This is a genomic window from Bacillus sp. FSL K6-2819 (assembly GCF_038008305.1).
GTDB classification, from domain to species: Bacteria; Bacillota; Bacilli; order Bacillales; family Bacillaceae; genus Bacillus; species Bacillus amyloliquefaciens.
The window spans coordinates 1,027,846-1,049,763 of sequence record NZ_JBBOYV010000001.1; the positions used below are offsets into that span (position 1 = coordinate 1,027,846).

The window sequence follows — 21,918 nt, forward strand, 5'->3', positions numbered from 1 at the left end:
GGACTTGCGGGTTTTTTATTGATCAATCTGAAAAAAGCATCATTCTCATTATAGAGAGTGATGCTTTTGTTTATTAAAATCCCCATCTTACCAACAGTCCGGTATACGTCAATCCGCCGCCGAACCCGAATAATACCAGGGTCTGGCCTTCCGACAGCTTTTTCGCTTTCACGGCTTCATCCAAAGCGAGAATAATAGAAACAGATGAGGTGTTGCCGTAATATTCAACACTTGTCAGTGTCCGTTCAGCCGGGAAGGGAAGTTTTTCACAGATTGATTCTATCATCCGCATGTTGGCGCTGTGAGGAACGAACCAATCCAGATCGTCTTTTGAAAAGCCGGCTTTTTCTAAAAGGACGTTGAATTCCTCTGGTACAGTTCTGACCGCCCATTTATATACTTCTCGGCCGTTTTGCACCATGTTTCCTCCGCCCTTAAGCGGCTGGCCGTTTAATTCAGCGCTCAGTCCCGTCCGATACAGCACGTCCGCGCCGCTTCCGACCGTTCCTTGCACGGCTGCCAAAAAGCCCGGAGCTGCTTCATCACGTTCCACCAATAGGGCGCCAGCAGCGTCTCCGAACAGGACACAGGTCGACCTGTCAGTATAATCCGTTACTTTTGATAATGTTTCACCGGCAATCACGATCACTTTTTGATGAGTTCCGGCGGTAATTAATGCGTCTGCGAGCTGAAGGCCGTAAGTGAGCCCGGCGCATGTGGCGTTTATATCAAGCGCCCCCGTGTGCGGCCAGCCGAAGTAAGCCTGCACGCGTGCCGCTGTGCTTGGAAACGCATAGTCCGCCGTCGTTGTAGCCACAAGGATCATATCGACATCATTAAGGGTTCCGCTGTATCGTTCTGCAAGGTTTTTCACCGCTTCAATACATAAATCCGATGTGAATTCATGTTCGCCGGCAATGCGTCTTTCCTTCATGCCGGTGCGCTGGACGATCCATTCATCAGATGTATCGACGATGCGCTCCAAATCCGCGTTTGTTAATCGGCGTGCCGGAGCATATGTACCGATTGCTGTAATTTTAGATTTTGACATTATGATTCACTCCTTTATAATCAGATTATAACACCAGATATTATTACTTGGTACTAATTTTAATAAAAAAACCCAAGCAGCATCCGCTGGTTGGGGAGCATGAGACATCTATTTGTGAAACGGGTTTGTGTGAAACATTACCAATGACGGCAGCAGTGACGGCAGTGATGGCGGCATGAATGATGATGCTTTCTTTCTTTTTTCTTTTTACAATGTTCCTCTTCTTTTTTCTTTTTACATGGTTCTTCTTCTTTTTTACAGCACCAGAAGGAGTCTTCATCAAACCAATCATCTTCAAACCAATCCTTAAACCAATCATTACGACACCTTTTCCGCTTGTGCGGTTTACGGCTGATCATACATTTCCCTCCTATTCCCATGCTCCCTTCATCTTATGAAAAAAGAGAAGGAAAAGATTGGACGGGTTGTGGATCAAAAGAGTATATTTTAAGAAGAATAAAATTGATAGGAGGAATGACCTGTGGAAAATATGAAACATACGATGGAACTGATTAAGAAACTGGTGTCGATTCCGAGTCCGACGGGCAATACATACGAGGTTATCGCATATACAGAAAGTCTTTTAAAAGACTGGGGCGTCTCATCTTACAGAAACCGCAAAGGCGGTCTTTTTGTCACAATTCCCGGCCGTGATGACAAGAAACACAGACTGCTGACGGCGCATGTCGATACGCTCGGCGCAATGGTAAAGGAAATAAAGGCGGACGGCAGGCTGAAGATCGACTTGATCGGGGGTTTTAGATACAACTCGATTGAAGGAGAATATTGCGAGATTCAAACTTCTTCCGGCAAAACCTATACAGGCACCATCTTAATGCATCAGACTTCAGTGCACGTCTACAAGGATGCCGGCAAGGCAGAGCGGAATCAGGAGAATATGGAAGTCCGTCTTGATGAGCATGTACGGACGAAAGAAGAGACGTCCGATCTCGGCATCAGAGTCGGCGATTTCATCTCATTTGACCCGCGCGTGCAGATCACGCCGAGCGGTTTTATTAAGTCCCGTCATCTTGATGACAAAGCGAGTGTGGCTCTGCTCCTGGATTTAATCCGCCGCATCACTGAAGAGAAGATCGACCTTCCATATACAACGCATTTTCTGATCTCTAATAATGAAGAAATCGGCTACGGCGGCAATTCCAACATTCCCCCTGAAACTGTCGAATACTTGGCTGTTGATATGGGAGCAATCGGCGACGGCCAGTCTACGGATGAATATACCGTCTCCATTTGCGTGAAGGATGCGAGCGGCCCGTACCATTATCAGCTCAGAAAACATCTGGCCGGGCTTGCGGAGCGCTATGGCATTGACTATCAGCTTGATATTTATCCGTATTACGGCTCTGACGCCTCAGCAGCCATCCGTTCGGGCCATGACATTGTCCACGGACTGATCGGCCCGGGAATTGACGCTTCACACGCCTTTGAACGCACGCACGAATTATCGCTTCTGAATACGGCGAAGCTTTTGCACCGGTATGTTCTGTCTCCGATGGCATAAAAAAACCTGCGCGGAATAATTTCCGTGCAGGTTTTTCGTTTAACCTGAAATGGTGGTGTTTTGTTCTGTTTTGGCGAGGCTCATGACCTTCGCGCCTTTAACGGGATCATACTGGCCTTCCCATTTTGACATTACAACGGATGCCAGCGCGTTTCCGGTCAGATTGACGACCGTACGGGCCATGTCCATAATCCGGTCAACACCGGCGATGAATGCAAGACCTTCTGCAGGAACGCCGATTGTGCCGAGTGTCGCAAGCAGGACGACGAAAGAAGTCCCGGGCACGGCAGCCATTCCTTTGGAAGTGACCATCAAGACGAGCACAAGGGTAAGCTGCTGCCAAATGGACAAGTCAATGTGGTATACCTGAGCGAGGAATAAAGCGGCGATAGATTGGTACAGCACAGAACCGTCTAAGTTAAAGGTATATCCGATCGGCACAACAAAGGAAACAATACCTTTCGGACAGCCGATTTTCTCCATTTTCTCCATAACGCGGGGAAGTACAGTTTCGGAGCTTGACGTACTGAACGCCAATAAAATTTCATCCTTCATATAGGCAAGGAATTTGAAAATGTTAACCCCAGCAAGCTTTCCGACGATTCCGAATACAACAATGAGAAAGAAAGCCAGAGCTACATATACTAAACCGACCAGTTTACCGAGTGAAAGCAGGGAACTGAGTCCAAATTTAGAAACGGTAACACCAATCAATGCAAAAACGCCAAACGGAGCAACTTTCATGACCAGGTTCACAACGTGGAACATTGCATTAGAAACACCTTCAAAGAAGGCCAGTACAGGCTTTCCTTTTTCTCCGATTGCCGAGATGCCGAGTGCAAAAAGCACGGTAAAGCAGATGATGGCAAGCAGATCTCCTTCAGCCAATGACTGGAAGAAGTTTGTCGGTACAATATGCAGGAATGTGTCCGCTACGGATTTACCGCTTTGTTCTTTTTCTGTTTCAACATATTGACTGATATCTGTTTTTTGAGCTTCATGTATATTAACGCCAGCCCCCGGTTGAAAAAGATTCGCCAGAGCGAGTCCGAGAATAATGGCAAAAGTAGTAATGATCTCAAAATACAAAATCGTTCTGAAGCCTAATTTTCCGACCTGTTTTCCGCTTCCCGCGCCGGCAACGCCGATGATTAAGCTGGAGACGACAATTGGAATCACTATCATTTTGATTAAGCGTAAAAACAAATCGCCAATAGGCTGTAAAAAAGTTGGAACAGCGGGATTGCCATACCAGATGACACCGACTACAACCCCTAGTATGAGTCCGACGAAAATTTGCGTCGCTAATCCAAAACGTAATTTTTTCATAGATTACCTCCCGAAGAAAAAAGTGCAATAAGTATCTAAAAAGATAGCTATTAGAACAAATTATAATAGAAAAGAAAACAATCCGTCTATAGAAAAATATAGATTGAAAATACTGAATTGTTCAAAACATACAGATTATTGCTAATAATGGTGAATAACGCCCTATTCAGAAAGTATGATACCGGCCGTAAAAAAAGGCGCCGCACATCTTCGAATGTGCAGCGCCCTTTTGTTACATATCCTTTATTTTCAAGCAATTGTCACAAACATTTCCATAGCATTCATGCTGTTCAGCTATTTCTTTGCCGCATTCCGCACACTTTTTACCGGGTAGATTTCTAAAAAATTCTGTTATTTTATCCAACATACCCATCCCTCTTTCATTGTTTTGTCTTTACATTGTATTATAACAGTTTGTGAAAATCAACGGCTGTTTTGACACAATGTTTAAAACATGCAATTTGTACGAAAAATAGGTATATTGAAGGAAAGAGTCTTTTTATCCTAAACATTCGGAGGACGATATGAAAGTTACAGTTATTGGATGCTGCGGCGGGTTTCCGGCCGCAAATGAAGCAACTTCAGGCTACCTGTTTCAGTCCGGCGGTTATTCTCTTCTGGTCGATTGCGGAAGCGCCGTATTATCAAAGCTGTTTGCCTATGTTCCGGCAGAAGAGCTTGATGCCGTCATTTTGTCTCATTATCATCATGATCACATCGCTGATATCGGGCCGCTTCAATTTGCCAAGCAGGTCGGCTCTTTTCTCGGAAAAGGAACGGATGCGCTGCCGATTTACGGGCATGATGCTGATATAGAACAGTTTGAGCGTCTTACATATAAAACGCATACAAAAGGAGTGGCTTATCAGCCGGACCGCCCGCTTTCTGCCGGGCCGTTCACCATTACCTTTCTGAAAACGGTGCATCCGGTCACTTGTTATGCGATGCGTATTACCGACGGTACAGCAACCGTTGTGTATACGGCTGATTCAAGCTATCAGGACGCGTTCATTCCGTTTGCGGAAAATGCCGATCTGCTGATTTGCGAGTGCAATTTTTACGCGCACCAAGACGGCGCGCCGGCAGGCCATATGAACAGCACGGAAGCCGGACGTATCGCGCGGGAGGCCGGAGCGGGAGAACTGATTCTCACGCATCTGCCGCATTTCGGCGAGCACCTAAAGCTGAAAGAAGAAGCGGAATCCGTATTCGGGGGAAAAGTGACGATCGCGGCTTCCGGATTGAAGTGGGAGAAATAAAGGAGGAGCACCATGTTATTTATTGACAACCAAAACATAACCGACCCGAGGATCAACCTCGCAATCGAAGAATATTGCGTGAAGCATCTCGACCCTGAACAGACATACCTGCTGTTTTATGTCAATCAGCCGTCGATTATCATCGGGAAGAATCAAAATACAATAGAAGAAATTAATACGAAATACGTAGAGGATAACGGAATCATCGTCGTCCGCAGACTGTCAGGAGGCGGCGCGGTTTATCACGATCTCGGGAATCTGAATTTCAGTTTTATCACAAAAGATGACGGAGACAGCTTTCACAATTTTAAAAAATTCACCGAACCCGTCATTCAGGCGCTGCGCCAGCTCGGGGTCGAAGCTGAATTAAGCGGCCGAAACGATATCGTCGCCGATGGCAGAAAAATTTCCGGCAACGCTCAATTTTCGACGAAAGGGCGTATTTTCAGCCACGGAACATTAATGCTGGATTCCGCCATTGACCATGTTGTATCAGCGCTGAAAGTGAAAAAAGACAAAATCGAATCAAAGGGCATTAAATCAATCAGAAGCCGTGTCGCCAACATCAGCGAGTTTCTTGATGACAAAATGACGGCTGATGAATTCAAAAAACACCTGCTTCACCATATTTTTAATACAAATGATCTTTCCGAAGTGCCGGAATATAAGCTGACCGATGAAGACTGGAAAGTGATCCGGAAGATTTCTGAAGAGCGCTATCAAAACTGGGACTGGAATTTCGGCAGGTCGCCGGCATTTAATCTTCAGCATTCCAAACGTTATCCGGTCGGGTCGATTGATCTGCGCCTTGAAGTGAAAAAAGGAATCATTCAAGACTGCAAAATTTTCGGGGACTTCTTCGGTGCGAAAGATGTAAGTGAAATCGAACAGGCGCTGACCGGAAAACAATATGACAGAACCGCTATCAGAGAGGCGCTGGCCGGGATTGATCTGAAACAGTATTTCGGCAAAATAGAGCTGGAAGATTTCCTCGAATTGATTTATTAGAACATTTGCCGATCGCATGATTTGAAAGGGCGGCCGCTCTTGTGAAATGATAGAACCATAATAAATAAGGAGGGATCATGATGAAAGTATTTCTCATCGGAGCGAACGGACAGATCGGACAGCGGCTGACCGGGCTGTTTCAAAAAGACGGTACGCATACCTTGCGGGCAATGGTCCGGAAAGAAGAGCAGAAAGAAGCGCTTCAAGCGGCGGGAACAGAAGCCGTTCTTGCCGATCTGGAAGGAAGTGCGGAAGACATCGCGAAAGCCGCCGAGGGCTGTGACGCGATTGTATTTACCGCCGGATCAGGAGGAAGCACCGGACACGATAAGACGCTTTTGATTGATCTTGACGGAGCGGCGAAAGCGGTAGAAGCTGCAAAGAAAGCCGGCATCAAGCGGTTTATTATGGTGAGCGCCCTTCAGGCTCATAACCGCGCCAATTGGAATGAAGCACTGAAGCCGTATTATGTTGCAAAGCATTATGCGGACAAAATTCTTGAAGCGAGCGGTTTGACGTATACGATTATCCGTCCCGGCGGGTTATTAAATGATCCGGGCACGGGCAATATTAAAGCCGCCGCTGATTTAGAAAGAGGGTCCATTTCAAGAGACGATGTCGCCAATACGGTTATCGCATCCCTTGATGAACCGAATACGTATGAAAAAGCGTTCGATCTGACGGCGGGCAGCACGCCGGTCAGAGAAGCGCTGAAACAATTATAATTTCCGGTTTTACGGCACTCGGGGCTTTTTGCCCTTGAGTGTTTTTCTATATTTTTCTATAATGAAAGTGAACATTTATTCCGGAGAAATGAATGACTATTCATTCATTACATTTTTAAAGGGGTGGGAAAATGAATCTGGTTTCCAAATTGGAAGAAACGGCATCGCAGAAACCGGAAAAACCAGCTTGTCTGTTTCAAGATCAGTACATGACGTATCAGGAGCTGGCAGGTAAAATCGAAGCATTTGCAAACGGATTGGAGGACAGGGGACTGAAAAAAGGGGATCATCTCGCGCTGCTTCTCGGAAATACGCCTGATTTTGTCATTGCGTTTTTCGGTGCGTTGAAAGCGGGAGTCGTCGTCATTCCTGTTAATCCGGCATACACACCTTCAGAAATCGCGTATATGCTGAAAAACGGCGATGTCAAAGCGATCGCCGGCATTGATCTTTTAATTCCCGTATTTGAAAGCCTGCACGGCTCGCTGCCGCTGCTGGAGCATATCATCATCAGTCAGACCGCAGAGAACGCTCCATCGACAGAAGACCCTCAATTGCGCTTAAAAATGACAACGTTTACAAAAATGCTCCGTCCGGCGGAGCGCAGCAGAACCTATCCGGTATTGTCCAAAGATGATACGGCCGTCATTTTATACACCTCAGGGACGACGGGAAAACCGAAAGGCGCCATGCTCACCCATCAGAATCTTTTTTCCAACGCAAATGATGTCGCCGGATACTTAGGAATGAATGAGAAAGATAAAATTGTGGCCGCACTGCCGATGTTTCACGTTTTTTGTTTAACCGTTTGTATGAATGCGCCTCTGATGAGCGGAGCGTGTGTATTAATTGAACCGCAGTTCAGCCCGGCATCTGTCTTTAAACTGATTAAACGCCGGCAGGCAACCATTTTTGCAGGCGTACCGACGATGTATAACTATCTGTATCAATATGAGCACGGCAAGGCGGAGGATTTTGCGTCCGTCAGACTGTGCATTTCAGGCGGCGCTTCCATGCCGGTCGCTCTGTTGCAGACATTTGAACAAACCTTTGACGTCACCATTCTGGAGGGGTACGGACTTTCTGAAGCGTCTCCGGTTACTTGTTTCAATCCGTTTGACCGGGGGAGAAAGCCCGGCTCGATCGGGACGAATATTTTGCATGTCGAAAATAAAGTCGTCGATACGCTCGGTCGCGAACTGCCTGACCATCAAGTGGGGGAATTGATCGTGAAAGGGCCGAATGTGATGAAGGGCTATTACAAGATGCCCGAGGAGACGGAGCACGCGCTGAAGGACGGCTGGCTGTACACGGGTGATTTGGCGAAACGCGATGAAGACGGTTATTTTTATATTGTCGACAGAAAAAAAGATATGATTCTTGTCGGCGGTTACAACGTCTATCCCCGCGAAGTAGAAGAAGTGCTCTACAGCCATGAGGGCATTAAAGAAGCCGTGGTCATCGGCGTTCCCGACGCCAAAACGGGTGAAGCGGTGCATGCTTATATTGTGCCTGCGGACGGTGAACTGACAGAACAGGCCGTTTTTGATTACTGTGAGCAGCATTTGGCAAAATATAAGCGTCCGGCGGAAGTGATTTTTCTTGATGAGATTCCGAAGAATGCGACCGGGAAGCTGCTGAGACGGGCGGTACGGGACATGCTTCCGAAATGACAGACGAAAAGCGAAGCCGGGGGCTTCGCTTTTACATGAACTGATCCGGTCAGCTCTGCGATTCTTCCTTAATGATGCTTTGCACAAGCTTCGTATCATGCCGGGTCAGTTTGTAATACGTGTTTTTATACTTGTACAACATATAATTGCCGCTTTCGAGCCACATGCTGAATGAATCAAAACGGTCTTCATGGTATTTGACCGTTCCGTCGTAATCAGGAGACACGCTTTTGGTCAGTTTGACTTGTTTTCCTTGATTCAAGATATCGAGCATATCTTTTACATTCTGCCTGTCTTTAATTTTAATTTCTTTTTTTCCGTGCTCAGACAGAATAATCAGATCTGCGTTGCTTGATGTAAATACATCGCCGGTCCGGCTGTATACATAGAAGAAAGCAATAACCAAAAGGGCGATAACTACGATAAACGCGATTATTTTTTTCATATTCATCACTCCGTCTTTTAGTCTTTCCCGCTTCCTGTTGTTCCATTCTTTTCTGTTGTGAAAAGATTAACATCTGTTTTGGAGGCTTGGTTCTATTTATTTGCATTTATGCTTACAATAGGAGTAAGTCATAAGGGTAAGGAGGGAGACTTCCATGCGCAAATGGATAGCGGCAGCGGGACTTGCCTATGTGCTGTACGGCCTTTTTTTCTATTGGTATTTCTTTATGACAGGAGACTCCGCCGTCCCGGAGGCCGTAAAGGGAACGAAAGCTGATCCGTCCTCGTTTATGGACCCGGGCCGCCTGGCAGCCGCTGAAAATTATTCAAATGTAAAGGATTTTTTATTTTTTATCGGGGCGCCGTTAGATTGGTTTTTATTTTTTCTGCTGCTGATTACGGGGCTTGCCAAAAAAATAAAGCAATGGCTGGAAGCAGCGGTGCGCTTTCGGGTGCTGCAAATCGTAAGCTTCGTATTTGTGATTTCACTCATCGTTACGGCGGCTTCGCTTCCGCTTGAGTGGATCGGATACCGGGTTTCGCTTGCGTATCATATTTCGACGCAGACAACAGCCAGCTGGATCAGAGATCATGTCATTGATTTCTGGATCAGTTTTCCGCTGTTCGCCGTGTGTGTGCTTGTGTTTTACTGGCTGATCACAAAGCATACAAAAAAATGGTGGTTTTACGCTTGGTGTCTTACGGTGCCGTTTACCCTGTTTTTGTTTTTCCTGCAGCCTGTCGTGATTGATCCTTTATACAATGATTTCTATCCGTTGAAAGACAAGGAGCTTGAAAGCAAAATTTTGTCGCTTGCCGACAAGGCCGATATTCCGGCTAGCCATGTTTATGAAGTAAATATGTCGGAGAAAACGAATGCGCTGAATGCGTATGTGACGGGCATCGGCTCGAATAAGCGCATCGTTTTGTGGGATACGACGCTTAACAAACTGAAGGATCAGGAAATTTTGTTCATTATGGGGCATGAGATGGGGCACTATGTCATGAAGCACGTGTACATCGGACTGGCCGGGTATCTGCTGCTGTCATTGGTTGGGTTCTATATCATTGACAAGCTTTACAGGCGGATGTCCAAATCCTTTGGCCGAATGCTTCATATAAAGGGGCCTGAAGATCTGGCCGCTCTCCCGCTGTTATTGCTGCTTATATCCGTGCTCAGTTTTGCTTCTGATCCGATTACGAATGCCGTCTCCCGGTATCAGGAAAACGCCGCCGACCGTTACGGCATTGAGCTGACCGGAAACCGGGAAGCGGCGATTGAGACGTTTCAGGACTTGGCCGTTACGGGACTGAGCCGGGTCAACCCGCCGTTTCTCGTTAAAATTTTCAGAGGGAGCCATCCGTCGATTATGGAGCGGATTGAACATGCGGAGGAAGAAAAATAATAAAAAACCGGCGGGGCCAAGGCCGACGCCGGTTTTTTATGTTTTACTGAGCTGCCGCCTGTACGTTGATCAGCCCTTTTCCATAGTAGAAAGAATCACCAAGTTTTGTAGTGGTGTTTTCTAAACTGCTGCGGACTTGAGTGTTTGTCCAGTTCGGGTGCTTAGAAAGAATCAAAGCAGCCGCTCCGGCAACGTGCGGAGATGCCATTGACGTACCGTTGTACGCCCCGTATTTGTTTCCAGGAAGCGTGCTTTGGATAGATACGCCAGGTGCCATGACATCAAGCTCAGGTCCTACGCTTGAGAAAGATGCTCTTTGGTTGCTGCTGTCAACAGCGCCTACTGCAATGACAGAAGGGTATTTACCAGGGTAGCCCACTGTGCTTGAGCTGCCGGAAGTGCCTTCGTTACCGGCTGCCGCAACGACTACGACGCCGGATGCAACGGCTTTATCAACTGCCGCTTTTAAAGCAGCAGAACCAGAAGGTCCGCCGAGGCTCATGTTAATAACGTCCATATTGTTTGCGATCGCCCACTCGATTCCGTTAATGATCCAGCTGTATTGGCCGGAACCGTCAGCACCGAGAACTTTTACAGCGTAAAGTGATGCGCTTGGCGCAACGCCTAATACACCGATTGAGTTATTAAGAGCCGCAACTGTGCCGGCAACGTGAGTTCCGTGAGAGTTGTTGTCTTGGAAAGGATTTGTTTCAGAAGGAACCATGCTGGCTCCGCCTGCTACCTTTAAATCAGGATGAGAAGAATCGATACCGCTGTCGATAACCGCTACTTTAACATTTGATCCAGTGTAGCCTTGAGAGTGCAGAGCAGGGGCTTTAATTTGTGATACGCCGTAAGGCACGGACTGCGCGTACGCATGTGCTACGTGATCTTCTTCAACGTAAGCGACGCTCGGGTCTTTTTTCAATTCTTTTACAGCTTTTTCGTTTAATGTAGCTGAAGCTGCGTCTACATATTTGAATTGCTTTTGCACTTTCCCGCCTTTTTCAGAAATGACATCTTTCTTCTTAGCGGCGCTCATCGTGCTCATTGTCTGTTTAAACCCGACAATATATTTCTTTTCCCCGTTTGATTTCCCTGCCGCCTGGGCAGAGGATGTGCTGCCGAACGCCATCGTAAAGATTAACGCTAAAGCAAACAGCAAACTGATCCATACTTTTTTGCCTCTCACTCTTTATCCTCTCCTTTTTTTCATTTGCAGAATAACCAATAGACAGATTATTCTGTGGATTAATTGTATAGTATGGAATAATATTTTAGTAGACCCAATTTTTTTCAGATTGTTTTATTTCTATTTAGGTATATCATCTCTCTTTCGTTTCGTAGGAACTCGAAATATTTAAATTTTAATGGAAAAAACCGATGGATGGACATGAGTAAATGTACACAGGAGCAATCACTCGCTTGTTTCCTGGGTCGAACGGTTTGTTTCCATTTTTGGGGGTTGTTCCAAAAACAGGATAAATGTCATCTTTTGTTGAATACAGAAGACTGATGGAAACGTAAGCGAAATCAGTCTTTGGCTTTCTTGACCGAGAAAAGCTGTGAAACCATTTTATAAAAATAATGATAATGAATATCATTGATGTTGATATTGTCAATGATATAATTGCGGAAAAACGAAAGAGGGGGAACTGATGAAACCGATTTTCAGTATGCTGCTGATCTTATCCGTCCTCTTCATACCGGCATGTTCAGAACCGGAACATGAGACCGCCATCAGACATGATCTCGGGACCGCGCATGTGGCAGCGCACCCGCAGCGCGTCGCCGTATTGAATCCGGGCTTTATTGATACCCTCCATGATCTCGGCATAAAGCCGGCGGCTGCGGCCGATGACCCGTCAAAGTCTGTCGGCACCCGATCACATCCCGACCTGAAAAAGATCGCTTCTTTAAAACCCGATCTCATCATTGCAGATTCTAGCCTGCACAGAGGGATATACAATAAGCTGACGAAGATCGCTCCGACAATCGCTTTGAAAAATGAAGATGCGGATTATCAGGATGCGGTTGACGCTGCCTTGACCATTGAAAAAGCGGTCGGTAAAAAGGACATCATCGAGAAACAATTATCGGCTCAGGAAGAAAACCTGAATGAAATCAAAAGAAAGCTGGATGCAGAAGGCGGCTCGATTTTATTAATCGACGCTGCAAATGGCGGCATTTCCGTAAAGAATGATCAGTTTTTCACGTCCCGGCTTTTGGCGCTCACGGGGTTTACATATGCAATCCAGACAGCTTCCGGGAAGAAAAACGATCATATTAAAATGACGCCCGGGCAGCTTTTGCGTATCGATCCTGATTACATCGTGCTGTTGGGCGGAGAGAAAGAACTCGAAAAACATCTGCTCTGGAAACAGCTGACAGCCGTGAAAAATGGACGCGTCTACCGCGCGGACAGGGCGGTTTGGACGGAGCGGCGGAGTATTGACGGTGCGGACGCCATATTACATGATCTTCAGAAAAAAATGCTCGCCAAAAAGGCCCGACACTGAGTGCGGGCCTTTTTATTATGATTCCGAAAGGTGGCTGCTTACATTGTAATCTTTGACGCGCCACTTATTTTCAATCCGTTCGATATTGCTCAGGCATGCATTGACAAGCTTTGCATTTTGTATGTCGGTGTCACCGTCAGAAATGGCAGACAAGAGGGCGTGGATGGCTGCGCCGTGAGCGACGATCAGTACCTTTTGGTCAGGAAACCGTTCCTGAACTTTTACTAAACCGGCCAGCATTCTGTCTGTCAGTTCCTCTGCGGTCTCCATGTTCGGGTAGTTTTTATCCGGGTAGCACTCTGACCGTTCCGGTAAAGACATTCCTTCCGCATCACCGTAGCTCCGTTCTCTGAAATCTTCCATGACGACAACGGGAAGATTCAAAAATCCGTTAATAATGTCAGCTGTTTTTCTGGCCCGTTTCATCGGGCTTGAGACGATGACATCCCATTCGAAAACCTTTAAGTATTCTCCTGTTTCTTTCGCCTGACGCTCTCCCGTCGCATTTAACGGAATATCCGTTTTGCCTTGAAGCTTTTTTTGGGCGTTCCAATCAGTCTCTCCATGTCTTACTAAACAAACGGCAGTCATAATGTGTTCACTCCGATCATTTTTTATCAATATCATCTATTATACTGCCGTTACGTTAACACTTCAAAGAGAAGCGCCAGTCCGACTCCGCCCCCGCTGCCGATCGCTGCTGCTGCGTAGCGGGCATCCGGCCGTCTTTTTGCTTCATAAAAAAGCCGGGAGACAAGCGCCGCCCCGGAAGCCCCGTACGGATGCCCGACGGCTAGAGCGCCGCCCCGGACATTTATTTTAGAATATGGCACTTGAAGCTGTTGTGAAAAGACGCATATTTTGACGGCAAACGCCTCGTTGATTTCGTATATATCAATATCATCCGGTGACAGGTTCTGCTCCTTCAAAAGCTTTTTGACGGCATAAACCGGAGCTGCTGACGGATAATGCGGATGGACGCCGCTTACCGTGCTTCCGATAAAACGCAATTTCGGTTTTAAACCGAGGGACCGCGCTTTTTGTTCTTCCATTACACAAACCGCCGCCGCCCCGTCAGAAATGCCGCAGCTGTTGGCGGCGGTGACAGAGCCGCCGGACTGAAAGACGGGTTTGGCGCGGGCGATAAGAGGTTCCATGTTCCGCTTTTTCAGCATGTTTTCGTCAGCGGCGAATCCGTGACACGGGAGGATTTCCTGTCGGTACAGGCCGTCTTCGTGCGCTTTGAAGCTCCGTTCATAGCTGAGGAGGGCATATTCGTCCTGCATTTTTCTCGTGACTGCGTAAGCCTGTGCCGTATACTCGGCTGCTATGCCCATATCAGGATCGCCGATATGTTCAGGTGAAAAACGCGCGCGGGAAGAAAAAGGGGAGCGGCTGCTGCTCTCCGCTCCTCCCGCGATGTACGTGCTCCCCGCGCCGGCTTTTACAAAATGGCACGCGATTCTCATGGCGTCCAGCCCGGAACCGCACTGTCTGTCGATGGTCGTCCCAGGCACGCTCAAAGGAAGCCCGGCCGTCAAGGCTGATAGCCGGGCGAGGTTCCCGCCGCGGCCTGTCGCATTTCCGATCAGAACTTCATCAATGTCTTCTGCCATGTTCCGGCTCAAATAGCGGATCAGCGGAGCTGCTAAATTTTCAGGAAGACAATCTTTTAACAGGCCGTTTTCCCGGGCGAAAATCGTTCGTTTCGCATCCGTAATTACAGCTTCCATTCCATCATGTCCTTTGCCTGCTTTTGTATGGCGGCACGGGCGATCTTTCCGCCGGCTGTTTCCGGTATATCTGAAAACAGCCATTTTTTCGGGATTTTATATGCCGCCAGCTGTTTGCGGCACCGTTTCTTCAGGTCCTTTACATTTGCATGCCCATCGATCACCGCAACGGCGATACTGCCCCAATAATCATCGGGAACCCCGGTTACGGCCGCTTTTCTGACACCCGGACAGCCGTTGAGCACACGTTCAATCTCTTCAGGGAACACATTCAGGCCGCCGGATACGATCATCCCGTTTTCACGGCCTTCGATATAAAGATAGCCTTCACTATCGACATACCCCATGTCATCAACCGTCATCCACCCGGAATCATCAGGCTTTGCGCCGTTGATATATCCGGAAAATTTCATCGGGCTGTTCACAAAAATCTTCCCCGTTTCGCCCGGCAGGCAGCGTTCTCCTCCTGGACGGCGGATTTCGATTTTAACATTATCAAACGGCCGGCCCGCCGCGTCAGGCTTTCTCACGCTGTCTTCAGGCGATAAGAATGCCACGAAACTCAGCTCGGACGTTCCGTAAAAATCGTATAATAGCAAATGAGGATAGCGATCTGACAGCGCTTGTTTAGACCAAGCGGGCCAGTCCGCGCCGGAAGAAATTACCTTGAGCGGTTTATCAGGAAACGCCTCGGCCGAGAGCAGGGCGTCCGTCATTGTCGGGACGGTATATAAAACATCAGCTTGTCTCAGCCAGTCTTTTATTCCGGCCGGATTGAATTTTCTTTGAAGGATGACGGTTCCCCCGATAAATAAAGTGCTGACGGCACCGTACAAAAAGTGTGATGAGCGCATCGTGCCCGGTACGAGCACTTTGTCTTTAGGGGAAATACCGAATTCGCGTTTCGTACAAGCAAAGCTCTCCAGCCACGAACGGTGGGAGCGGGTGAAGGCTTTCGGCTTTCCGGTCGATCCCGAGGTGAACCCGGTATAAAAGGGCAGGCCGGCGTTTTTTATAAATGCGCCTTCCGCTTTCTCCGCCTCGATTAAAGGTTTGCATTCATCCCACAGGATAACAGGCGTTTTGACGCCGTCCAGCCTGCCGCTCAGCCGGCGGTCAGCGATGACGACATCGGTGTTGCTGATGTGCAGCTGATCTGCGAATTCCGCCGCTGTCGAGCGGGGGTCTAACGGAATTGCCGTGCAGCCGGCATGCGCCGCGCCTGCGAATAGCTGTAAAAAAGGCATTCCGTTCGGCAGTAAAATCGCAATGTTTTCCGGCTTAACTGAAAGGCTGCCAAGCCAGTTTGCGGTCTGGTTTATAAGTCTATTCCAAGTTTGATAGGTTATCTGTTCTGTTTCTGTCTGAATTGCGATTTTGTCCGGCGTTTGTCCGGCTATATCTGAATATGTTGATGTAATCATGATGTCTCATCAGCTTCCTTTCGTAGGCAAAAGCCGGCTTGCTTGCAGTGTTTTTCTGATTCTTACGGCTGCGAATGAGGCTGCGGCCGCTTTAAGCAGATCTCCGGGCACATAGATGAGGCTGAGCTTTACGGCAGTCATGATGTCAATGTGCATCATAACAGCCTGAACGGGAATGCCGATAGCATACAACAGGAGCACGCCGAACAAAAACTGTCTGATAAACAAATGGGGGACGCTGGCTGAGCGAAGGCCCCGAATACTGAGGCTCAGCAGTAATGCCGCCAGCGGATATGCCACGAGATATCCGGCGCTCGGCCCGAAAAAAACCCCGAACCCGCCTCTTCCCCCTGAAAGGAGAGGCGCTCCGCATGCCACGATCAGCAAAAACAGCAATTGGCTTAAAAACGCCGCTTTCGGTTTTAATATGCTTCCTGATAAAAGCACACCGATCGTCTGGAGCGTAATCGGAACCGGCGTAAAGGATAAGAAAAGTGGCGGAAGCAGCCCCAAAAGTCCCATAATGGCAGCAAACACGGCAATATGCATCATTTCTATTAATTTCATTATGTATTCCTCCAGCTTATCAAAATATGTTTATACAATAAAGCGAGTCTTTATATATGTCAACTTTATTATATTTTAAGTTAACATAAAAAAGACCGGCCCTTTATGAAAAAGGCCGGTCGGTCTAACTTTATTCTTCTGTGAGGATAACAAGTGAATCAACGGATGATGCAACGTGGGAAACGGCGCGGCTGACTTCTTGCAGGCCGCCGAGAAAGGCTTGTAAATCAACGTCGATTTTACCTGTCTGGTCTTTGCTCGTTTTCATGCTTTGGACGATGTCATCAAACAGACGGTTGATCTGCGTCATTTTTTCTTTCGTTTCACCTACGAGTCCGTTTACATCTTTAATATGTTTAGAGACGATGTTGATTTGCGTATTGGTATTGTTCACAAGCTCTGATACGGTGGAAACGGTTTTTTTCGTATCCTCTGAAAGCTTTCTTACCTCTGTCGCGACAACGGCGAAGCCTTTGCCGTGCTCTCCGGCTCTCGCGGATTCTATTGAGGCGTTTAATGACAGGAGATTCGTTTGCTCGGCGATCCCCGTCACGATGCCGAAGATTTTTTCGATCTGCTGGGCAATGTCATTCAGCTTATCCATTTCTTCTTCAATCTGCAGAAGGCTGGCGTCGATTTTATTCATTTGCTTTTGCTGGCTTTCAAGCTCTTTTTTTCCGCCGATTGATTTTTCTTCCACATGGACGGAAGTGACGGTGCCGGCTTTTGACGCCTCGGAAATGTCCTCGGATTTATCGACGAGCTCCTGTACGGCTCTGCTCGTTTCTGAAAACAGATCAGCGAGCGATCCGGATGTTTCCTGAATTTTTTGATGAAGACGGGCTTTCTTTTCCTCTTGTTCGTCACGCTGGCAGTTATATTCGGTCTGGAACGCTTCAAGGACGAGCTGCTGTTCAAGATTCAGTATTTTCGTCGTGGCTTTGATCGCTTTTAACAGCTCATGCAAATCCGGGATTGATGCTTCATATATGTTCATCATCGACAGAAGCAGATCCTGAAACGCTCCCATATACCATTTCGGTTCAAGGCCGATCCGCAAGTGGATGGATGCGATGCGCTGTCTTTTCTCAATGAATTCATCATCAATCGTACCGGCGAACATCTCGTGGATATGGCGCCGTAATGTTTTTTTCAAGCGCTCGACTGTGCTGTGGTCGTTAATAATCGTCATTAACGATTTTTCGTGATCCAGATTTCGGTAAAAGGAATCGACGATTGTGGAGATATGTTCTTTGATTAGAGGCTGCAGCTCTTCAAGCACATGAAGTTCTTCGTTTCCCAGCCTGACCATTTTCAGCTGCTTTTTGACATCTGCATATTGATTTGAAAGCTCGATGCGTTTTTTGCCATCGGCTTCTGAAAAATAAGCTGTTTCTTTTTTGCGGTCTTTTTTAAATAACAATATAAGTTCCCCCAGATATTCTCTTTTTCTTTTTATCGGTTTGGAAGGAACTTGAATGAAGGAATCTGATGAAAATATTTTAATGCGAAAAAAAATAAAACCATTCGTTCAGAATGGTTTCGTCAATCTTGGGTGATGCGTTTCAGCGGCTTGATGGCGGGGCCTTCGGCAACCTTGCCGTTAGGTGTGAACCGGGAACCGTGACAAGGGCAGTCCCACGTCCGTTCACCATCATTCCATTAAACCTCACAGCCTAAATGGGTGCATGTCGTATCAACAAGATGCAGACAGCCTTTTTCGTCTTTGTAGGCGCCGGCCCGTTTGCCGTTGACCGTTACGATTTTTCCTTCTCCGGGCTGAAGAGCCTCAGGCGAAGCGTCCGGCCTCTCAAGTTTGCCCGAGATAAGGTGTTTGGCTACGTCGGCATTATAGGAAATCAGCTTTTTCAGTCCGGGATCTGCGTGGAAGCGGGACGGAATAAACAGGCCGGAAAACGGGTTCTTTTTGTTTTGGATGTGATCAGCCAAAAGCTTCGCCGCGAGCGCTGAGCTTGTCATGCCCCATTTTTTAAAACCGGTCGCCGCCAAAATATGTTCTTCACCGCCTGAGATCGGGCCGATGAACGGAATTTTGTCAATGGTGACGAGGTCTTGTGCAGACCAATGATATGGGATGCTTTCGACTCCGATTGTATCTTCCGCAAATTGTTTCAGCGCTTCATAATGTTCAGACATTTCGTTTCCTTGGCCTGTTTTGTGGCTTTCGCCGCCGACGAGCACCAGTTCTTCACCGTTCAGCTCTGTATAGCGCAGTGATCTGGACGGCTCGTCTATGCTGAGAAACATACCGCCGGGATACGCTTGTTTCGGTTTTACCGCCAGGGCATAGGATCTGCTGGCATACATTCTCGTGGCATAAAGCCCGCCGCCGTCATAAAAAGGAAAGTGGGAGGAGCACACAATGTAGCTGCACTTGATGCCGTGTCTGTTTTTCGTGACCACTTCCGGCCGCGGTTCTTTTTTAATGTCAATTGCCGCCGTCTGTTCAAAAATCTGCGCCCCGTTTTTGACCATCTCTTTCACGAGCGCCGCGCCATATAAAAGCGGATGGAATTGCGCCTGATTCTTCATGGCGAGGCCGAGCCTGCAATCAACGGGGACGGGAAGTTCTTTTACAAGCTCGTGTTCAATGCCGAGCTTAGTGTAAGCTTCCTGCTCGCTGCGGATTTTTTTGACGCCTGATTCCGTATTGGTGTATATATAGGCGTCTTGTTCAGTCAGTCTGCATTCAATTGAAAGATCCTTGATGATCTGCTTCATATCTTCCATAGCGCGAAGATGGGCTTCGAAATACAGCCTTGCGCTGGTCAGTCCGATCTGCTGAATAAGATCGGCATAGATAAAATCATGCTGGGCAGTGATTTTAGCGGTCGTCCCTGCGGTCGTCCCGTTTAATATCCGGTCCGCTTCTATGACAGCGACACGGAACCCCCTTTTCGTCAGTTCGTATGCCGTTGTCAGGCCCGTAATTCCTCCGCCGATAACCGCAACGTCGCATTCCGTATCTTCAGTCAGGGCGGGAAAGGAAGGAATATCAGCTGTTGCTCTCCAATAGGAAGCAGGTTCCTCGTTTGAAAAAGAAGTCAATTCAGATTACCTCCTCTGTTGTATATTCTTAATTTTTCCAATAAGTCTATATTCATACATGAAACTCGTATAAGATGCTCAAATTACTCATAATATAGTAATTAATGTAAAGGAGTGATCAAATTGGCTAATCAGAAGAAGAAAACCTTGCCGCCGCAGCATCAAAACCGGCAGCCGGGCTTTGAATATGTGATGGACCCGCGCCCTGTGTTTGACAAACCGAAAGCGGCGAAAAAACTTGAAGGAAAAACTGCGATTATTACGGGCGGGGACAGCGGAATCGGACGCGCCGTATCCGTTTTGTTCGCGAAGGAAGGCGCAAATGTGGTCATCGTTTACTTTGATGAGCATCAGGATGCCGAAGAGACGAAGCAATATGTAGAAAAAGAGGGAGCAAAGTGTCTGCTGATCGCAGGTGATGTCGGCGACGAAGCCTTTTGCAACGATGTCATCCGCCAGGCGGGCCAAGCCTTTCCTTCCATTGACATCTTAGTCAACAATGCGGGTGAGCAGCACGTACAGCCGGGGATTGAGAAAATCACGAGCCACCAGCTCATCAGAACGTTTCAGACGAATATTTTTTCAATGTTTTACTTAACGAAAGCCGCGCTCCCCCATCTGAAAAAAGGAAGTTCAATCATCAATACGGCCTCCATTACCGCCTACAAGGGCCATAAAACATTGATTGACTACTCAGCGACAAAAGGGGCGATCGTCACGTTTACAAGGTCTCTTTCCCAATCTCTTGTCACTCAGGGCATCCGGGTAAACGCAGTGGCGCCGGGGCCGATATGGACGCCGCTGATTCCGGCGAGCTTCTCGGCAAAGGAAGTGGAAGTCTTTGGCTCAGACGTGCCGATGCAGCGCCCGGGCCAGCCTGTTGAAGTGGCACCGAGCTATTTATACTTAGCAAGCGATGATTCCTCATATGTCACGGGCCAGACGATACATGTGAACGGCGGCACCATCGTAAACGGATAATATAAAAAAGCCAATCCATATGGATTGGCTTATTCACTCTGTTTGAGTGCGGCATATTCTTTGGACAGCGTAAGGAACGCTTCTTTATTTTTATCATCAAGCGCTTTGTTAATCTGCTCTGTCAGCATGGCGATCCGGCGTTTATACAAGGATTCATCAAGCACCATTTGAATGTAAATATCGGCCATTGTCACATCGAATTCATTTGCTTTTTGCGTGTTGCGGGACTTCATGAGCTCAGTGTACGATTTTTTCTCTTTCATAAAGAATCCCCCCAATGCCTTTTTTATAGTATATGGATAACCGCCGGAAAAATCAATTAATTTTTATAATTTTTAGACAACTAATACTTGGAAATATATCGACATATCCTGCAAATTGACGAAAAAACGAAAAATAACCATGTATAAATGATGTGAAATGAAAGAGAAAAATAATATTTAAGTAGTAATTTAAGACTAATTTATAACTTTAAAAGGTGATTTTTAGCTATATTCAAAAAAAACCTGTCGTTTTCCAATGACAGATGATAGATTATTAGTATAAATTTTCAAGAAAAGGATTGGAGGCTGCACATTATGTGCCAGAAAACACACGCACCCTTAGAAAGCTACGAAGTAAATCGTTCAACCATCGCTGTTTTGCCTGAGGAAATAGACGGTAAAATGGGGTCGAAGGTCATTGAAAAAGACTGCATTCTGTATGTCAGCATGAAGCCGATTCACATCATTGACAGAAGCTGCCGCTACTTTGGCTCAAGCTATGCCGGGAGAAAAGCGGGAACGTATGAAGCGATTAAAATTTCTCACAAGCCGCCGATTATGGTGGACCCTTCAAATCACATCTTTTTATTCCCTACACTTTCTTCAGCACGGCCTCAATGCGGCTGGATATCTCACGTGCACGTTAAAGATTTTCAGCCGACCGCATTTGATGACACGGCGGTCACGTTCTCAAACGGCAAAACGATGGAGCTGGAAGTATCCTACCATTCTTTTGAAAACCAAGTCTACAGAACCGCCTATCTCAGAACCACTTTTCAGGACAGGATGGGCAGCCATATCCCGAAGCGGCAGGAATTCATGCTGTACCCGAAAGAAGAGCGGACGAAAATGATCTACGACTTTATTTTGCGGGAGCTGGGGGAGAGATATTAGAGAAAGCTGTGATGTGAAGGGACGGGCCCTTTCCTTTTTGGGAAGGGCTTT

At 47.1% G+C, this 21,918-nt stretch carries 21 protein-coding genes and 2 pseudogenes; 9 read left to right on the plus strand and 14 right to left on the minus strand.

From position 1 onward, the window contains the following. Positions 1–73: 73 nt before the first annotated feature. Positions 74–1,051: a beta-ketoacyl-ACP synthase III FabHB gene (fabHB, locus tag MHH91_RS05370; RefSeq protein WP_013351724.1), complete on the minus strand. Its 978-nt coding sequence runs from the start codon at positions 1,049–1,051 to the stop codon at positions 74–76. Positions 1,052–1,094: 43 nt separating this feature from the next. Further along, positions 1,095–1,370: a hypothetical protein gene (locus tag MHH91_RS05375; RefSeq protein ID WP_155758769.1), complete on the minus strand. Its 276-nt coding sequence runs from the start codon at positions 1,368–1,370 to the stop codon at positions 1,095–1,097. 171 nt (positions 1,371–1,541) lie between these two features. On the opposite strand from MHH91_RS05375, the gene MHH91_RS05380 reads away from it, so the two are divergent. Further along, positions 1,542–2,573: a M42 family metallopeptidase gene (locus MHH91_RS05380; RefSeq protein ID WP_014469999.1), complete on the plus strand. Its 1,032-nt coding sequence runs from the start codon at positions 1,542–1,544 to the stop codon at positions 2,571–2,573. Between the two features lie 39 nt (positions 2,574–2,612). On the opposite strand, the gene MHH91_RS05385 is transcribed toward MHH91_RS05380, so the two are convergent. Together MHH91_RS05385 and yhfH are read right to left on the minus strand one after the other, a co-directional pair. Next, complete coding sequence (locus MHH91_RS05385) at positions 2,613–3,902, minus strand: cation:dicarboxylate symporter family transporter (RefSeq protein ID WP_013351726.1); 1,290 nt, start codon at positions 3,900–3,902, stop codon at positions 2,613–2,615. Positions 3,903–4,134: 232 nt separating this feature from the next. Continuing rightward, positions 4,135–4,269 (minus strand): protein YhfH, encoded by a 135-nt coding sequence (gene yhfH, locus MHH91_RS05390; RefSeq protein WP_014470000.1) that lies wholly within the window; start codon positions 4,267–4,269, stop codon positions 4,135–4,137. Positions 4,270–4,426: 157 nt separating this feature from the next. On the opposite strand from yhfH, the gene MHH91_RS05395 reads away from it, so the two are divergent. The 4 genes from MHH91_RS05395 to MHH91_RS05410 all read left to right on the plus strand — a co-directional run bounded on the left by MHH91_RS05395 (position 4,427) and on the right by MHH91_RS05410 (position 8,567). After that, positions 4,427–5,161 (plus strand): MBL fold metallo-hydrolase, encoded by a 735-nt coding sequence (locus tag MHH91_RS05395; protein ID WP_013351727.1) that lies wholly within the window; start codon positions 4,427–4,429, stop codon positions 5,159–5,161. Between the two features lie 12 nt (positions 5,162–5,173). Next, on the plus strand, positions 5,174–6,169 hold the full coding sequence (lplJ, locus tag MHH91_RS05400; protein WP_013351728.1) for a lipoate--protein ligase LplJ: 996 nt from the start codon (positions 5,174–5,176) through the stop codon (positions 6,167–6,169). 80 nt (positions 6,170–6,249) lie between these two features. Next, on the plus strand, positions 6,250–6,894 hold the full coding sequence (locus MHH91_RS05405; RefSeq protein ID WP_014470001.1) for an SDR family oxidoreductase: 645 nt from the start codon (positions 6,250–6,252) through the stop codon (positions 6,892–6,894). A 131-nt stretch (positions 6,895–7,025) separates the two neighbouring features. Next, positions 7,026–8,567 carry a fatty acid--CoA ligase family protein gene (locus MHH91_RS05410; protein WP_013351730.1) on the plus strand — a complete coding sequence of 514 codons (1,542 nt, stop codon included), beginning with the start codon at positions 7,026–7,028 and terminating at the stop codon, positions 8,565–8,567. Between the two features lie 49 nt (positions 8,568–8,616). Here the strand turns inward: MHH91_RS05410 and MHH91_RS05415 are convergent, their stop codons facing one another. Then, on the minus strand, positions 8,617–9,012 hold the full coding sequence (locus MHH91_RS05415; RefSeq protein WP_013351731.1) for a hypothetical protein: 396 nt from the start codon (positions 9,010–9,012) through the stop codon (positions 8,617–8,619). 154 nt (positions 9,013–9,166) lie between these two features. On the opposite strand from MHH91_RS05415, the gene MHH91_RS05420 reads away from it, so the two are divergent. Then, the gene (locus tag MHH91_RS05420) at positions 9,167–10,417 is read left to right on the plus strand and encodes a M48 family metallopeptidase (protein ID WP_013351732.1); all 1,251 of its coding nucleotides are present in this window, start codon (positions 9,167–9,169) and stop codon (positions 10,415–10,417) included. Between the two features lie 43 nt (positions 10,418–10,460). Here MHH91_RS05420 and MHH91_RS05425 read toward each other — a convergent pair whose 3' ends face one another. After that, positions 10,461–11,609, minus strand: coding sequence for a S8 family peptidase (locus MHH91_RS05425; RefSeq protein WP_013351733.1), 1,149 nt, complete (start codon positions 11,607–11,609; stop codon positions 10,461–10,463). A gap of 466 nt (positions 11,610–12,075) precedes the next feature. Between MHH91_RS05425 and MHH91_RS05430 the strand changes: the two genes are divergently transcribed. Beyond that, positions 12,076–12,936, plus strand: a complete 861-nt coding sequence (locus tag MHH91_RS05430) for an ABC transporter substrate-binding protein (RefSeq protein WP_013351734.1) — start codon at positions 12,076–12,078, stop codon at positions 12,934–12,936. 15 nt (positions 12,937–12,951) lie between these two features. On the opposite strand, the gene MHH91_RS05435 is transcribed toward MHH91_RS05430, so the two are convergent. The 7 genes and pseudogenes from MHH91_RS05435 to MHH91_RS05460 form a co-directional block, all read right to left on the minus strand. Then, positions 12,952–13,527, minus strand: coding sequence for a histidine phosphatase family protein (locus MHH91_RS05435; protein ID WP_014470003.1), 576 nt, complete (start codon positions 13,525–13,527; stop codon positions 12,952–12,954). A 50-nt stretch (positions 13,528–13,577) separates the two neighbouring features. Continuing rightward, positions 13,578–14,669: an acetyl-CoA C-acyltransferase gene (locus MHH91_RS05440; protein ID WP_013351736.1), complete on the minus strand. Its 1,092-nt coding sequence runs from the start codon at positions 14,667–14,669 to the stop codon at positions 13,578–13,580. Beyond that, entirely contained in the window at positions 14,657–16,093 is a 1,437-nt protein-coding gene (locus MHH91_RS05445; RefSeq protein ID WP_014470004.1) for an acyl-CoA synthetase, read from the minus strand. The genes MHH91_RS05440 and MHH91_RS05445 overlap by 13 nt, the downstream gene beginning before the upstream one ends. Positions 16,094–16,102: 9 nt before the next feature. Then, positions 16,103–16,660 carry a biotin transporter BioY gene (locus tag MHH91_RS05450; RefSeq protein WP_013351738.1) on the minus strand — a complete coding sequence of 186 codons (558 nt, stop codon included), beginning with the start codon at positions 16,658–16,660 and terminating at the stop codon, positions 16,103–16,105. Between the two features lie 130 nt (positions 16,661–16,790). Next, a complete protein-coding gene (locus MHH91_RS20780; RefSeq protein WP_373418731.1) occupies positions 16,791–17,306 on the minus strand; it encodes a methyl-accepting chemotaxis protein in 516 nt (171 codons plus the stop codon). A gap of 243 nt (positions 17,307–17,549) precedes the next feature. Further along, positions 17,550–18,083 (minus strand): annotated as a pseudogene (locus MHH91_RS20785) (protoglobin domain-containing protein); the annotation flags it as partial. 122 nt (positions 18,084–18,205) lie between these two features. Beyond that, positions 18,206–19,729, minus strand: a pseudogene (locus MHH91_RS05460) (FAD-dependent oxidoreductase). Positions 19,730–19,852: 123 nt separating this feature from the next. Here MHH91_RS05460 and MHH91_RS05465 point away from each other — a divergent pair. After that, positions 19,853–20,710: an SDR family oxidoreductase gene (locus MHH91_RS05465; protein WP_013351742.1), complete on the plus strand. Its 858-nt coding sequence runs from the start codon at positions 19,853–19,855 to the stop codon at positions 20,708–20,710. 29 nt (positions 20,711–20,739) lie between these two features. On the opposite strand, the gene MHH91_RS05470 is transcribed toward MHH91_RS05465, so the two are convergent. Further along, positions 20,740–20,973: an IDEAL domain-containing protein gene (locus tag MHH91_RS05470; RefSeq protein ID WP_013351743.1), complete on the minus strand. Its 234-nt coding sequence runs from the start codon at positions 20,971–20,973 to the stop codon at positions 20,740–20,742. A gap of 315 nt (positions 20,974–21,288) precedes the next feature. Between MHH91_RS05470 and MHH91_RS05475 the strand changes: the two genes are divergently transcribed. Continuing rightward, the gene (locus MHH91_RS05475) at positions 21,289–21,867 is read left to right on the plus strand and encodes a competence protein ComK (RefSeq protein WP_013351744.1); all 579 of its coding nucleotides are present in this window, start codon (positions 21,289–21,291) and stop codon (positions 21,865–21,867) included. Positions 21,868–21,918: the final 51 nt, after the last annotated feature.